Here is a 14,374-nt window from a genome sequence, read left to right as displayed (position 1 = left end):
ACCATTAGTGCAATTGGATCAACCTGTTACGTGACCTCGGAGTGTAGCGCAGCCTGGTAGCGCACCTGATTTGGGATCAGGGGGTCGCAGGTTCGAATCCTGCCACTCCGACCATGTACCCTCAGCTTTGGAATGACGGTGCTGCGGCGTTTGCGATCTTGCCGCCGCCGGTTTTGCGAAGTATGGAGACGCTACGGCTCGCAAGCCGCACTGCAAAGAGGTTTCCATGTCCGCGCGCATTTTCAGCCCTGCCAAGACTGCTATGCAATCCGGCACAGCCAAGACCGGATACTGGGTTCTTGAGTTCGAGCCCGAACAGCCGCGCAAGATCGATCCCCTGATGGGCTATACCACTTCCGGCGACATGAAGAGCCAGATTCGCCTCACCTTCGAGACGAAGGAAGAAGCCATCGCTTATGCCGAGCGCGAAGGTCTGGCTTACCGCCTGCAGGAGCCCAATCAGCCGAAGCGCAGGCAAATCTCCTATTCGGATAATTTCCGATACGATCGCCGCACGCCCTGGACGCATTAAATAGCTGGAATTTTACTGCGCTGCTTTTGTACAGCTGCGTATATCTGGTCCCGTAGCTCAGCTGGATAGAGCACCGGCCTTCTAAGCCGATGGTCGCAGGTTCGAATCCTGCCGGGATCGCCATCCTTTCGGCCCTTCCAATCCAGAAATCTCACCCATTCATAAGGCGTGAGACCGGTGCCAGCCGAGGCCCCATGTCTTTCAGCTATGAGCTTTCATACCGACCAGCGGACTTTCAGGCTGACCTGAGACCCATCTTCCCTCCGGTTTTCAGGAGAGTCTTGGGTTTTCAATCTGGCGTCATGCGGCCTGTTTTTCCATAGCTATTTTCATTGCGAACTCGTTGGGGGTGATGTTGCCCAGCGACGAGTGCGGTCTGTTTCTGTTGTAATCCTCCTTCCATGCAGTGATTGCGGCGCGGGCCTGAGCGAGCGACGAGAACAGCGTCTCGTTCAGGCACTCATCGCGGAAGCTGCCGTTGAAGCTTTCGACGAAGCCGTTTTGCATCGGCTTGCCGGGGGCGATGTAATGCCATTCCACCTTGGCCTCCTGGCACCATTTGAGGATGGCCATGCTGGTCATCTCCGTCCCGTTGTCCGAGACAATCGTCCTCGGTTTTCCGCGTCTGGCGATGAGACTGTCCAGTTCGCGGGCAAGCCTTGCGCCTGACAGGGATGTATCGGCAACCAGGCATAGGCATTCTCGGGTGAAGTCGTCGACGACGGCCAGGACCCGAAAGCGGCGACCGTCGGTGAAGGCATCGCTGACGAAGTCCAGGCTCCAGCGCTCGCCCGGACGCGACGGCAAAGCCAGAGGACGTCTCGTGCCCAAGGCCCGCTTTCGGCCGCCACGCTTGCGCACCGTCAGCTTCTCCTCCCGGTAGAGACGCCGAAGCTTCTTCAGGTTCATGACGATCCCCTGCCGGTCGAGCATGACGTGGAGACGGCGATAACCGAAGCGCCGCCGTTCGGACGCCAGCTTCTTCATGGCCTCGCGGATGGATGCATCGTCAGGCCGCACGCTGCGATATCGCATGCTCGACCGATCCACCGACAGAACCTCGCACGCCCGACGCTGGCTCACCCCGTGCTGCGCACAGACGTGAGCCACCGCATCCCGCTTCACATCGGGCGTCACCATTTTTTTGCAGCAACATCCTTCAGGATCGCATTGTCCAGCACGGCCTCGGCGAGCAGCTTCTTCAGCCTGGCGTTCTCGTCCTCAAGCGCCTTCAGTTTGCGGGCATCCGACACGTCCATGCCGCCATACTTTGCTTTATATTTGTAGAAGGTTGCGTCCGAGATGCCGTGCTTGCGGCAGACATCGACTGTCTTCGCGCCCGCCTCCTGCTCCTTCAGTATCCCGATAATTTGTTCTTCCGTGAACCGTGAACGCTTCATTCGTCCGTCTCCTCATTGCGACGGACTCTACCAAAATCTGGAGGAAGTTCAGGGGCTCAGGTCAAGGCCATTCCAGCTTTGCGAACCTCTGGCCCTTCCCGGTTCTGAAACCGATCGTGCTTGATTCTCCTTCCAGCGCGATGTCACCATATCGACGCCGTTTGCTGCCGTTGTTGAGCCGGTTTCTGTGCCGCCCAGGGCTGAGAGCTTCAAGATTCCACAGCTCTCAATATTTGAGTGACAAAGCGCTCCGCCCTGCTCACAGAGGATTTTTGATCTTTCCAGACAGGAATGTCGAACTAAGGTAGGAAACCGGCACTGCAAGGCTAAGGTTGTGCCTGGAAGTCAACAACAGCCGCCTCAGGACGAGGAGTTGGAAGACGTTGTGGCGTGAAATATTCTTAAGGAGGGATCGTGAAGGCTCTTATCGTGATCGACATGCTAAACGACTTCGTGACGGGCGTACTCAACAACGAAGCCGACGCGGCAAAAATCATCCCTCCGATTAAGCGCCTGATTCAGCATGCACGCGCAGATCCCGACTGGCTTGTTGTGTACTCGAACGATGCGCACCGTTCAGATGACAGGGAGATCAGCGTCTGGGGCCGCCATGCTATGGCCGGCACATACGGTGCCGCGGTTGTCGACGAACTTGCGCCTGTCGGAGCGGAGCGGGAAATCGTTTCGCCGAAACGCTTCTATGGCGCTTTCGACGGCACTGATCTGGAAGAAGTTTTCAGAAAATACGGGGTAAGCGAGGTCATTCTGACCGGTCAGCATACCCATTGCTGCGTGCGCCACACCGCCTATGGGGCATTTGTTCGCGACTATAAAATCCGGGTCCCCGCAGATGCGGTTTGTGTCTTTCCCGGAGTAGATGGTGATGCGGCACTCGATTATCTGAAAGCCGTGTATGGAGCAGAGATCACAACCACATCCGCGGTAATGCTGCCCAACAGCTGATTCCATGCCAGTCTTGGCGAGCAGTTGGCCCTACAAGAAGATTTATCCCCTCTGCCCGAGGCAGCAGCGCCGGGCAGAGGGTGATCACGTTATCTGACCAAAGCGCGGCACAACGTCGGCGCTCCGCCTTCTTGGCCGGCTCATTGTCTCGCAGATGCCCAGTGGCGCGGCTAACGTAGAATAAAGATGCCTGATGATGGTGAGCCGGGAGGGGATCGAACCCTCGACCACATGATTAAAAGTCACGTGCTCTACCGCTGAGCTACCGGCCCATCATTGAAATGCGGGATGTTCCGGGACTCCGGAACCTGACTTCAGACGATGCCTCTCCTGCACCTTCCGCCCACCGCATTATCCGCAGCAGTTCGCTGCCCCGGAATTGGGCCGGAACATAGGGAGCGACACAGAGCCGGTCAACAGTAAAAAGAGCGTCCCGACAGCCTTTCCAGCTTAACTTCAACAGAAGTCAAACAGGGGCATAAAACCTCCCTCGAACTCCGTCATCGAACGGCAGTTTCTGTTGTCGTTGGAACAATTTCGCCGCTAATCTGTTTCAGACACAAAGGGACGCTATCGCAGATCAGGAGAATCTTATGAAACGCATCGTTGCAGGTCTGCTTGCATCGGCCGTATCGCTGTCGTTTCTGGCGGCGGACATCTCGCTCGCCAGCGCGGCACCGATCTATGTCGCACCTAGTCAAACCATGACGAGCGACATCCAGCAGATCGATCACAGGCCGGGACACCATCCGCGCGCAAATCCCCGTTACAAGCGACCGGATCGACGCCCCGGCCCGCGCCCTGATGGAAGGCACGAATATCGCCGTCCTCATAACAATGATGTCTACTGGCGTGGCCATCGTGGCTATCGCGAACCAAGACCCGGCTACAAGCGCCATGGCGATTACTGGTTCCCGCTGGCTGCGTTCGCGACAGGCATGATCATCAGCGGCGCCATAGCCAACAGCGCACCGCCGCCTCCCGCGCCTGCCTATCGCGGCAGCGGCAATGCTCATGTGAACTGGTGCTACAATCAATATCGCAGCTATCGTGCATCGGACAACACGTTCCAGCCCTATAACGGGCCGCGCAAGCAGTGCGTATCGCCCTATTACTGAGGGTGTCCGAACACAGAAAAGCCCGCACGATGTGCGGGCTTTTTTTATTTAAATCCAGAATTTTATGCTCTTCTTCTGAAAATCAGATTCAACGTTTTCAGGCTTTGCCCGAAGAAGATGACGTGGTTAGTGTGCGCCGCACCGCATCGCGCCAGCCTTTCAGCTTCGCCGCCCGTGCGGCTTCATCAAGCTCGGGATTGAATTGCCTGTCGAGCGCCCAGCTCCTGGCAAACTCCTCCATACCCGGCCACACCCCTGCCCTTGAGCCAGCAAGCCACGCGGCACCTAGAGCCGTCGTTTCAAGTATGGTCGGCCGGTCGACAGGAGCGTCCAGAATATCGGACAGGCGCTGCATGGCCCAGTCCGAGGCGACCATGCCGCCGTCGACCCGCAGCACCGTGTCCGCCCCATTCGCCTTCCAGTCCTTGTGCATGGCATCAAGCAGGTCGCGGGTCTGATAGGCGACAGATTCCAGTGCCGCATGGGCAAATTCGGCAGGGCCGGTATTGCGCGTAATGCCATAGATGGCGCCCCGAGCCTCGGCATCCCAATGCGGCGCGCCAAGGCCGACAAAGGCCGGAACCAGATAGACCGACTGCGACGGATCTGCCTGTCGCGCCAGAGGCCCCGTTTCGTCGGCACGGCTGACGATCTTCAGCCCGTCGCGCAGCCATTGCACCGCGGCGCCGGCGATGAAGATCGATCCTTCCAGCGCATAGGTCGTCTTGCCGTCGAGGCGGTAGGCGATGGTGGTGAGCAACCGGTTCTTTGAGCGCACCAGATCGCTGCCGGTATTGAGCAGCGCGAAACAGCCGGTGCCATAGGTGGATTTCATCATTCCCGGCTGAAAACAGGCCTGCCCGATTGTTGCCGCCTGCTGGTCGCCGGCGACGCCCAGAATGGGAATGGCAGCGCCAAACAGCTTTTCGTCCGTAGCGCCGTAATCGTCGGCGCAATCCTTCACCTCCGGCAGAAGCGAGGCCGGAATGTCGAGGATGCGCAGAAGCTCCTCGTCCCATGCGTTCTTCTCGATGTTGTAGACGAGCGTGCGCGAAGCGTTGGTGGCATCGGTGGCGTGAACCTTGCCGCCCGTCAGGCGCCAGATCAGAAAGCTGTCGATGGTGCCGGCCAGCAACTCGCCTTTCTCGGCGCGCTTGCGCGCGCCCTTCACCTTGTCCAGCATCCAGGCGATCTTGGTTCCTGAAAAATAGGGATCGAGGAGGAGGCCTGTCTTGCGGGTAAACTTCTTCTCCAGCCCCTGCTTCTTCAGTTTCGCGCACATCTGCGCGGTCCGGCGATCCTGCCAGACAATGGCGTTGTGGATGGGCTTTCCGGTTTCCTTGTCCCAGATGACGATGGTTTCACGCTGGTTGGTGATGCCGATGGCGGCCACATCGCCGGCCGCGCATTTCGCCTTTTTCAGCGCCTGTCTGACGGTTTCCAGAACGCCAGACCAGATTTCCTCCGGATCGTGCTCGACCCAGCCGGACGCCGGATAATGCTGGGTGAATTCTTTCTGACCGACACCGACGACGTTCCTGTCCTTATCGAACACGATAGCCCGGCTCGACGTGGTGCCCTGGTCGATAGCAAGGATGAAGCCGTTCACGGTTTTCTCTTGTCGCTGATGCAGTTCAATACGGCATCCTTCCGCATTTGGCGGATGGGATGCAAGGCTTTGAATGATTTATCAAAGTAAGGACGGGGACGGCCGAAGCCGCCCCCGCTGCAGTCGTCTGGAGGATTATTCCTGCCAGCTCTTGACCAGCTCGTCATAATTGACGGTGAGAGGCTTTTCCTTCTCGTTCTCGATCTTGAGCTGAGGCGCGAGGTTGCCCTTCGCCACCGCATCCTTGTTCCAGTATTCAAGGTCATGCTGCTCGGCCATCTTCGGACCGATGTCGCCCTGAACGCCGGAACGCTCGATACGCTCCATCACCTTTTCCTGCTCTGCGCACAGCGAGTCCATCGCTTCCTGAGCGGTCTTTGCGCCGGAGGATGCATCGCCGATGGCCTGCCACCACAGCTGCGCCAGCTTCGGATAGTCAGGAACGTTGGTGCCCGTGGGCGACCACTGCACGCGGGCCGGCGAGCGGTAGAACTCGATCAGGCCGCCCAGCTTCGGTGCACGCTCGGTGAAGCTCTCGTGACGGATCGTGCTCTCACGGATGAAGGTAAGGCCGACATGCGCCTTCTTCACGTCCACGGTCTTGGAGGTGACGAACTGCGCGTAGAGCCATGCGGCCTTGGCGCGGTCATCGGGAGTCGACTTCATGAGCGTCCAGGAACCGACGTCCTGATAGCCGAGCTTCATGCCTTCCTTCCAGTAGACGCCATGCGGCGACGGGGCGAAACGCCACTTCGGCGTACCATCCTCGTTCACGACCGGCAGGCCTTCCTTGACCAGATCAGCCGTGAAGCCGGTGTACATGAACATCTGCTGGGCAACCTCGCCCTGTCCCGGCACCGGGCCGGATTCGGAGAAGGTCATGCCCTGTGCGGCGGGCGGAGCGTAGGCCTTCAGCCAGTCCAGATACTTCTGGATGGCGTAGACCGCGGCCGGGCCGTTGGTGTCGCCACCACGGGCAACGCACGAGCCGACGGGGCGGCTGTTCTCGTCAACCTTGATGCCCCATTCGTCGACCGGAAGGCCATTGGGCAGACCCTTGTCGCCATTGCCGGCCATGGAGAGCCAGGCATCGGTGAAGCGCCAGCCGAGGGACGGGTCCTTCTTGCCGTAGTCCATGTGGCCATAAACCTTCTGGCCGTTGACATCACGGCCGGTGAAGAATTCGGCAATGTCCTCATAGGCCGACCAGTTGACCGGAACGCCGAGATCGTAACCGTACTTCTCCTTGAAGTCGGCCTTGTTCTTCTCGTCGTTGAACCAGTCGTACCGGAACCAGTAGACGTTGGCGAACTGCTGGTCGGGAAGCTGGTAGAGCTTCTTGTCCGGAGCAGTCGTGAACGAAAGACCAATAAAGTCGTCAAGGTCGAGATTCGGGTTGGTGACGTCCTTGCCTTCATTGGCCATGAAGTCGGTGAGGTTGCGCACCTGCTGGTAGCGCCAGTGGGTGCCGATCAGGTCGGAATCGTTGACCCAGCCATCATAGAGGTTCTGGCCGGTCTGCATCTGGGTCTGAATCTTTTCAACGACATCGCCCTCCTGGATGATGTCATGCGTGACCTTGATGCCGGTGATGGCCGCGAAAGCGGGCGCCAGCACCTCGGATTCGTAGGAGTGGGTAGTCATCGCTTCCGAAACCACCTTGATCTCCATGCCCGCGAAAGGCTTGGCGGCATCGATGAACCACTGCATCTCGGCTTCCTGGTCGGCACGCGAGAGCGATGAGACGTCACCAATCTCCTTGTCCAGGAATGCCTTGGCTTCGTCCATGCCCGCATAAGCGCTGCCGGCGCCAAGCAGGAGGACGAGCGCTGTCGTCGATGTTAAGAGCTGCCGTCGCATGAAATTTCCTCCACTGTTAAGGTTTATGCGTAAGCCCGACGCAGCCGTCCTCAGACGGATGCGCCAACCGTTCCCTCCCTAGACGTAGCGAAACACCAGAATGGCGTAGACTACGGACAGAGCGAGAGCCCACCACAGGCCGGGGCCGACAAGCCCCAGCCACGCGAGATGGATGAATGCGCTGCCAAGCAGCGATATGAACAGGCGGTCGCCGCGCGTCGTCTCGAAACGCAGAACGCCTACACGCGGATTTCCACCCGGCGAAACATATTCCCAGACGCCCATACTGAAGATCAGCAGAGCGATGACGATGAAGAAGGTGGCGGTCGGCCACGTCCACGCCATCCATGACATGTCGATGCCCATGATCAGACCCTCCCCAGGGCAAAGCCCTTGGCGATGTAGTTGCGGACGAACCAGATGACGAGCGCGCCGGGGATCAGCGTCAGCACGCCGGCGGCGGCGAGCAGCCCCCAGTCCATGCCGGCCGCCGACACGGTGCGTGTCATAGTGGCGGCGATCGGCTTGGCGTCGGTGGTCGTCAGGGTGCGTGCGATCAGCAGTTCCACCCATGAGAACATGAAGCAGAAGAAGCAGGCCACACCGATGCCGGAAGCAATCAGCGGCATGAAGATCTTCACGAAAAAGCGCGGGAAGGAATAGCCGTCGATATAGGCGGTTTCATCGATCTCCTTCGGTACGCCGGACATGAAGCCTTCGAGAATCCAGACGGCCAGCGGCACGTTGAACAGACAATGCGCCAATGCCACCGCGATGTGCGTGTCGATCAGGCCAAAGGCCGAATAAAGCTGGAAGAACGGCAGGGCGAACACTGCCGGCGGCGCCATGCGATTGGTCAGCAGCCAGAAGAACAGATGCTTGTCGCCAAGGAAGCGGTAGCGCGAGAACGCATAGGCCGCGGGCAAAGCAACGGCAACCGAAATCACCATGTTTATAACCACATAGATGATCGAGTTGATGTAACCCGAATACCATGAGGGATCGGTGAATATGATCCGGTAATTGCGCAGGGTCGGCTCGTGCGGATAGAGCGTCAGCGACGAGATGATCTCGTTGTTGGTCTTGAAGCTCATATTGATGAGCCAGTAGATCGGCAGCATCAGGAACACGATGTAGAGGGTGGGAACGACCCACCACCACTTCGATTCCTCGCCACGGCGCTTCATGAGGCGGGCGATCGCTTCCTGCGACATGCCGGAAGAAGCACTTCCTGCGCTGCGGGCGGTCGCCTGTTCCGTTCGTTCGTTGACACCAGCCATATCAGCGCTCCGCGTCATAGTTGGTCATGACGGTGTAGAACACCCACGAAAGCAGCAGCACGATCAGGAAGTAGACCAGCGACATCGCCGCTGCCGGTCCCAGATCGAACTGGCCGAGCGCCATCTTGACGAGGTCGATGGACATGAATGTCGTCGAGTTGCCCGGTCCGCCGCCGGTCACCACGAAGGGTTCCGTGTAGATCATGAACGAGTCCATGAAGCGCAGCAGCACGGCGATGAGCAGCACGCGCTGCATCTTCGGCAGCTGAATGTAGCGGAACACGGACCAGCGCGAGGCGCCGTCGATCTTCGCGGCCTGATAGAAGGCATCGGGAATGGAGACCAGACCGGCATAGCAGAGCAGCACGACAAGGCTCGTCCAGTGCCACACATCCATGACGATGACCGTCATCCATGCATCAAACGGATCGCGCACATAGTTGTAGTCGAAGCCCATCGAGTTGAGCGTGTAGCCGAGCAATCCGATATCGGTGCGGCCGAATACCTGCCAGATGGTGCCGACGACGTTCCACGGAACCAGCAGCGGCAGCGCCATCAGCACAAGGCAGAGCGGCACGCCCCACCCTTTGCGCGGCATGTTGAGCGCAATGAAGATGCCGAGCGGCACCTCGATCGCAAGGATGATGAAGGAAAAGACGAGGTTGCGGCCCATGGCCGCCCAGAAGCGGTCGGAATGCAGCAGTTCCTCGAACCATTCGGTTCCGGCCCAGAAGAACTGGTTGTTGCCGAACGTGTCCTGAACCGAATAGTTCACCACCGTCATCAGCGGAATGACCGCCGAGAAGGCCACCAGAACCAGCACCGGCAGCACCAGGAACCATGCCTTGTTGTTCCAGGTCTTTTCCATATCAGCCCCCCTTGCCGCCATGGCCGTTTTCGGCGCGCGCCCCGTCTGCCCGCGCCACGTCCGTATGCCCCATCTCCACCCGCCATGAATCGGCATAGATGTTGATGCCGGCCGGATCGAACAGAACGTGCGGCTCGGCCGGAATCTCCGCATCCTCGCCGACGATAGCCGCAATGTCCTGACCTTCGAGCGTAGCGCGCAGCACCTTGTGGCGACCCACATCATCGATACGGGTGACGGCAACCGGCATGCCCTCTCTGCCGACGCGCACATATTCGGGGCGGATGCCCAGTTCGATCTTTCCGGGTCCGACGGACGGAGCGGCGGGCAGTTTTATGGTCTGGCTGCCCAGCCGGGCGGCATTGCCGTCGATTTCCGTGGCGAGGAAATTCATGCCCGGCGAGCCGATGAAATAGCCGACGAATGTGTGCTTCGGCCGCTCGAACAGTTCGGCCGGCGTGCCGATCTGCACGATCTGGCCGTCATACATGACCACCACATGCTCAGCGAAGGTCAGAGCTTCGGTCTGGTCGTGCGTCACATAGACCATGGTGTGGCCGAAGCGGCGGTGAAGCTGCTTGAGTTGCGAGCGCAGCACCCATTTCATGTGCGGATCGATGACAGTCAGCGGTTCGTCGAACAGGATGGCGTTGACGTCGGAGCGCACCAGACCGCGGCCCAGAGAAATCTTCTGTTTCTGGTCGGCTGTGAGCCCCCGCGCCTTGCGCTTTGCCCAGTCGGCCAGATCTATCATGGCCAGCGTTTCGCGCACCTTGCGGTCTACCTCGGGCTCGGACACGCCGCGATTGCGCAGCGGAAAGGCCAGATTGTCGTACACCGTCATGGTGTCGTAGATCACCGGAAACTGGAACACCTGAGCGATGTTGCGCTCCTGCGTCGACAGGTTGGTGATGTCCTTGCCATCGAACAGAAGCTTGCCGTGTGAGGGCTTCAACAAGCCTGAAATGATGTTGAGCAGCGTGGTTTTTCCGCAGCCGGAAGGTCCCAGAAGCGCGTAGGCGCCGCCATCCTCGAAGGTGTGATGCACTTCGCGCAGCGCGAAATGCTCGTCCCGCGTCGGGTTGGGCAGATATGAGTGGCGGATATGGTCGAGATCGATGCGTGCCATGTGTCCCGCTCCTATGCCGCTTGTCCGGCCACCGCCACCGAGCGGCCGGCGGCGTCGAACACCATGATGTGGCGGGGATCGATGAAAACCTCGATCTCATCGTCCGGCTCGAACTGATGAATGCCATGGGCCAGCATCACCCAGCGCACATCGGCGAAATCCAGATGCACGAAGCTTTCCGATCCGGTGATCTCGGTGACGGAAACCCTGGCGCGAACCGGCACGGAGGCTGCATCGACGCGCTCAAGCGACAGATGATGCGGCTGGAAGCCGATCGTATAGCTGCCGTCGGCAATGGATGCGATCTCCGGGGAGACCGGCAGGTTGATCGCGCCGTCGAGAATGAACGAAGCGCCCTTCTTGGGTAGCACGATGGTGTTAAGGGGCGGATCCGCGAATGTGCGCGCAGTCAGCAGATCGACCGGCTTGCGGAAGACTTCGACGGTCGATCCGAACTGGCTGACGCGTCCTTGCGAAAGCGTTGCCGTATTGCCGCCCAGCAGCAATGCCTCATGCGGCTCGGTGGTCGCGTAAACGAAGATCGTGCCGGCTTCAGCGAAAATGCGCGGCAGTTCCAGCCGCAATTCCTCACGCAGCTTGTAATCGAGATTGGCCAGCGGCTCATCCAGAAGCACAAGGCTGGCATTCTTGACGATGGCGCGCGCGAGTGCCGTGCGCTGCTGCTGCCCGCCGGAGAGATTGAGCGGCGTGCGATCGAGATAGGGCGTCAGTTTGAGCAGTTCGGCCGCACGACGCACCTCGCGGTCGATCTTTGCCTTGTCGACACCTGCCACGCGCAGCGGCGAGGCGATGTTCTCATAGACCGTCATCGCCGGATAGTTGATGAACTGCTGGTAGACCATGGCAACGTTGCGCTTTTGCACGGGCGTGCCGGTCACATCTCTGCCGTCGAACCAGACGGAGCCGCTACTCGGCACGTCGAGGCCCGCCATCAGACGCATCAGGCTGGTCTTGCCCGAAAGGGTGGGGCCAAGCAGCACGTTCAGTGATCCATGGGCCAAGGAAAGCGAGACATCCGCAATATGCGTTTCTCCACCCACCACCTTGGAAACATTTCGTAATTCCAGCACAGGCCCCTCCCCGCTATTCCGCCGCAGCCGATTCCCGGCGGCTCAGGCCCTTCATGAACTCATCCAGCGCAGCGGCTTCCTTCTGCGACAATTTCAGACCACGCTTGGTCCTGCGCCACAGTACATCTTCCGACGTCACCGCCCACTCATGATCGACAAGGTAACGCACTTCGGCTTCATAGAGATCGGCGCCGAAATTCCGGCCCAGTTCAGCCAGAGATTTCGCATCGCCCAGCAGAACGCGGGCATTGGTGCCGTAGAGACGCACAAGCCGCCGTGCATGGTGAAGATCAAGGAAAGGATATGCCTTCCGCAACTTCTCCACTTCGGCCTCATAGCCGGTTGGTGGAAAATCACCGCCGGGCAGCGGCGCATCTGCCGTCCATGACCGACCTTTTTTGCCGAGGATGCCCTCGATCTTCTCAAGCATGGATTCCGCAAGGCGCCGATAAGTCGTGATCTTGCCGCCAAAAGCGTTGATGATCGGCCCGTCGCCCGGTTCGGTTCTCAGCACATAATCGCGCGTTGCTTCCTGCGCCTTCGAAGCGCCATCATCGTAAAGCGGACGCACAGCCGAATAGGTCCATACGATATCGGAGCGCTGCACAGGCTCGACGAAATATTCGCTGGCCGCAGCGCAAAGATAGTCGATCTCCGCATCGGTGATCTTCACATCATGCGGATCGCCCACATAATCCTGATCGGTCGTGCCGATCAGGGTGAACTCTTCCTCGTAGGGAATCGCGAAAATGATGCGCCCGTCCGCATTCTGAAAGAAATAGGCGCGCGGATCATCGAATTTTCTGCGCACGACAATATGACTGCCCTGCACGAGGCGGACATTGTGAGCGTTGTTGCGACCAAGCGCACGCGACAGCACCTGATCGACCCACGGACCTGCGGCATTGACAACGAGACGCGCCCTGACCTCGCGATGTTGCTCAGTCAGACGGTCATGAAGAAGAATGCTCCAGATACCGTCCTCGAAGCGGGCATCCTCCACCATGGTCCGGGTGTGGATTTCCGCACCCCGCGCAGCGGCATCGGCTGCATTCAGCACAACGAGGCGGGCATCGTTGACCCAGCCATCCGAATATTCAAAAGCCTTAGCGAAACCCGGCTTGAGTGGCTTGCCTGAAGGATCGCGACGCATGTCGAGCGTGCGCGTCGGCGGCAGCAGCTTTCGCCCGCCGATATAATCGTAGATGAACAGGCCAAGCCGCAGCATCCATGCAGGACGCAGGCCCTTCGCATAGGGCAGAACGAACCGCATCGGCCAGATGATATGCGGCGCATTGCGCCAGAGAACCTCGCGCTCCATGAGCGCTTCGCGCACCAGCCGGAACTCGTAATGTTCCAGATAGCGAAGGCCGCCATGAATGAGCTTGGTGGAACCGGACGAGGTGCCGCTGGCCAGATCGTCCATTTCGGCGAGGAAAACCGAATATCCCCGGCCCACGGCGTCGCGGGCGATGCCGCAACCGTTGATGCCGCCGCCGACGACAAGAATGTCATAGACTGGGGAACTATCCACCAAATGCCTCCCATGGTTTCGCAACGCAGCAAATTTGCCGGCATCCAAACCATAAGAGAATTATTACGAACTAAATACGAATGTCAAACGAAACATGACGAAAATCTGACCGTCATCCACCGACTGCCGATGTCTCGATCAGCGTCACGCCTGCATCTGTACAGATGCGCCGAACAGACTCGATCTCGCAACGGTCGGTGATCATGGTGTTGACCTGCGACAGGTGCCCGATGCGCACCGGAGCCGTGCGCTCGAACTTGGTCCTGTCGGAAACGAGAATGACATGGCGCGCATTGGCGATGATCGCCTGCGCCACCTTCACCTCGCGAAAATCAAAATCGAGCAGCGCCCCGTCATGATCGATCGCGGAGGCTCCGATTACCGCATAATCGACCTTGAACTGGCGGATGAAATCGACCGCGGCCTCGCCGACGACACCACCATCGGAGCCGCGCACAACGCCACCGGCGATCACGACCTCAATCGAAGGATAAACCCTCATCCTGTTGGCAACATTGATGTTATTGGTGATAACCATCAGGCCGGAATGATCGAGAAGCGCCTTGCTGACCGCTTCCGTGGTGGTGCCGATGTTGATGAACAGGGAAGCATTGTCGGGTATGAGTTCCGCGGCGGCCTTGCCTATCGCATCCTTCTCTTCGGCCGCGATCTTGCGCCGCGCCTCATACTCCATGTTCTCGATACCGGAGGGAAACAGCGCGCCGCCGTGAATGCGGCTCAGCAGGCGCTGGTCACACAGGTCGTTGAGATCCTTGCGTATTGTCTGCGGCGTGACGGCGAAATGGGCGGCAAGATCATCGACCAGAACCCTGCCCCTGTCCTTGGCCATCTGGAGGATTTCGGCGTGGCGTGGCGGCAGATACATATCCGGCATGCTGCATGGCTCCGTTTTCGCTTTTTTCGCTTTTAAACGAAAACGAAAGCCATGAACAGTGCAAACACTTCCCTTGCGGCATGCATCAGGCAGGC

At 59.2% G+C, this 14,374-nt stretch carries 12 protein-coding genes, 3 tRNA genes and 1 pseudogene; 5 read left to right on the top strand and 11 right to left on the bottom strand.

Going from position 1 to position 14,374, the window contains the following annotated elements; genetic code table 11:
- Positions 1-37: 37 nt before the first annotated feature.
- From MIC97_RS02275 to MIC97_RS02265, 3 genes are all read left to right on the top strand, one after another.
- Positions 38-114: transfer RNA gene (locus MIC97_RS02275), tRNA-Pro, on the top strand.
- A gap of 112 nt (positions 115-226) precedes the next feature.
- On the top strand, positions 227-532 hold the full coding sequence (locus MIC97_RS02270) for an ETC complex I subunit (RefSeq protein WP_183829899.1): 306 nt from the start codon (positions 227-229) through the stop codon (positions 530-532).
- Positions 533-578: 46 nt separating this feature from the next.
- Positions 579-655, top strand: a tRNA-Arg gene (locus MIC97_RS02265).
- A gap of 177 nt (positions 656-832) precedes the next feature.
- Here MIC97_RS02265 and MIC97_RS02260 read toward each other — a convergent pair.
- A protein-coding gene (locus tag MIC97_RS02260; RefSeq protein WP_239798669.1) for an IS3 family transposase occupies positions 833-1,932 on the bottom strand; the annotation gives its coding sequence in 2 pieces (ribosomal slippage) (positions 833-1,683 and positions 1,683-1,932; 1,101 coding nt in all).
- A 414-nt stretch (positions 1,933-2,346) separates the two neighbouring features.
- Here MIC97_RS02260 and MIC97_RS02255 point away from each other — a divergent pair.
- Entirely contained in the window at positions 2,347-2,895 is a 549-nt protein-coding gene (locus MIC97_RS02255) for an isochorismatase family cysteine hydrolase (RefSeq protein WP_239798668.1), read from the top strand.
- Positions 2,896-3,092: 197 nt separating this feature from the next.
- Here the strand turns inward: MIC97_RS02255 and MIC97_RS02250 are convergent.
- Positions 3,093-3,167 (bottom strand) — tRNA-Lys (locus MIC97_RS02250).
- A 321-nt stretch (positions 3,168-3,488) separates the two neighbouring features.
- Here MIC97_RS02250 and MIC97_RS02245 point away from each other — a divergent pair.
- The gene (locus MIC97_RS02245) at positions 3,489-4,013 is read left to right on the top strand and encodes a BA14K family protein (RefSeq protein WP_239798667.1); all 525 of its coding nucleotides are present in this window, start codon (positions 3,489-3,491) and stop codon (positions 4,011-4,013) included.
- Positions 4,014-4,110: 97 nt separating this feature from the next.
- Here MIC97_RS02245 and glpK read toward each other — a convergent pair whose 3' ends face one another.
- From glpK to MIC97_RS02200, 9 genes and pseudogenes are all read right to left on the bottom strand, one after another.
- Complete coding sequence (glpK, locus tag MIC97_RS02240) at positions 4,111-5,622, bottom strand: glycerol kinase GlpK (protein WP_239798666.1); 1,512 nt, start codon at positions 5,620-5,622, stop codon at positions 4,111-4,113.
- A gap of 135 nt (positions 5,623-5,757) precedes the next feature.
- On the bottom strand, positions 5,758-7,482 hold the full coding sequence (locus MIC97_RS02235) for an ABC transporter substrate-binding protein (protein ID WP_239798665.1): 1,725 nt from the start codon (positions 7,480-7,482) through the stop codon (positions 5,758-5,760).
- 78 nt (positions 7,483-7,560) lie between these two features.
- Positions 7,561-7,848, bottom strand: a complete 288-nt coding sequence (locus MIC97_RS02230) for a DUF2160 domain-containing protein (protein WP_183829884.1) — start codon at positions 7,846-7,848, stop codon at positions 7,561-7,563.
- Positions 7,849-7,850: 2 nt separating this feature from the next.
- Positions 7,851-8,762, bottom strand: a complete 912-nt coding sequence (locus tag MIC97_RS02225; protein ID WP_183829880.1) for a carbohydrate ABC transporter permease — start codon at positions 8,760-8,762, stop codon at positions 7,851-7,853.
- 1 nt (position 8,763) lies between these two features.
- Positions 8,764-9,630 carry a sugar ABC transporter permease gene (locus MIC97_RS02220; protein ID WP_183829877.1) on the bottom strand — a complete coding sequence of 289 codons (867 nt, stop codon included), beginning with the start codon at positions 9,628-9,630 and terminating at the stop codon, positions 8,764-8,766.
- A gap of 76 nt (positions 9,631-9,706) precedes the next feature.
- Positions 9,707-10,759 (bottom strand): annotated as a pseudogene (locus tag MIC97_RS02215) (ABC transporter ATP-binding protein); the annotation flags it as partial.
- Between the two features lie 11 nt (positions 10,760-10,770).
- Positions 10,771-11,850, bottom strand: coding sequence for an ABC transporter ATP-binding protein (locus tag MIC97_RS02210; protein ID WP_239798664.1), 1,080 nt, complete (start codon positions 11,848-11,850; stop codon positions 10,771-10,773).
- A gap of 13 nt (positions 11,851-11,863) precedes the next feature.
- Entirely contained in the window at positions 11,864-13,384 is a 1,521-nt protein-coding gene (glpD, locus tag MIC97_RS02205) for a glycerol-3-phosphate dehydrogenase (protein ID WP_239798663.1), read from the bottom strand.
- A 112-nt stretch (positions 13,385-13,496) separates the two neighbouring features.
- Positions 13,497-14,270: a DeoR/GlpR family DNA-binding transcription regulator gene (locus MIC97_RS02200; RefSeq protein WP_239801004.1), complete on the bottom strand. Its 774-nt coding sequence runs from the start codon at positions 14,268-14,270 to the stop codon at positions 13,497-13,499.
- Between the last annotated feature and the right edge of the window lie 104 nt (positions 14,271-14,374).

The sequence above is a fragment of the Aquamicrobium sp. NLF2-7 genome (assembly GCF_022359935.1).
GTDB classification, from domain to species: Bacteria; Pseudomonadota; Alphaproteobacteria; order Rhizobiales; family Rhizobiaceae; genus Mesorhizobium; species Mesorhizobium lusatiense.
This window is presented reverse-complemented; position numbering and strand designations above follow the sequence as displayed.

What these genes read in the sequence shown, in the direction of transcription:
- MIC97_RS02270 (WP_183829899.1), top strand. Translation starts at nt 227, where the DNA reads ATGTCCGCGCGCATTTTCAGCCCTGCCAAGACTGCTATGCAATCCGGC.
- MIC97_RS02245 (WP_239798667.1), top strand. Translation starts at nt 3,489, where the DNA reads ATGAAACGCATCGTTGCAGGTCTGCTTGCATCGGCCGTATCGCTGTCG.
- MIC97_RS02235 (WP_239798665.1), bottom strand. Translation starts at nt 7,482, where the DNA reads ATGCGACGGCAGCTCTTAACATCGACGACAGCGCTCGTCCTCCTGCTT.
- MIC97_RS02230 (WP_183829884.1), bottom strand. Translation starts at nt 7,848, where the DNA reads ATGGGCATCGACATGTCATGGATGGCGTGGACGTGGCCGACCGCCACC.
- MIC97_RS02225 (WP_183829880.1), bottom strand. Translation starts at nt 8,762, where the DNA reads ATGGCTGGTGTCAACGAACGAACGGAACAGGCGACCGCCCGCAGCGCA.
- MIC97_RS02220 (WP_183829877.1), bottom strand. Translation starts at nt 9,630, where the DNA reads ATGGAAAAGACCTGGAACAACAAGGCATGGTTCCTGGTGCTGCCGGTG.
- MIC97_RS02200 (WP_239801004.1), bottom strand. Translation starts at nt 14,270, where the DNA reads ATGTATCTGCCGCCACGCCACGCCGAAATCCTCCAGATGGCCAAGGAC.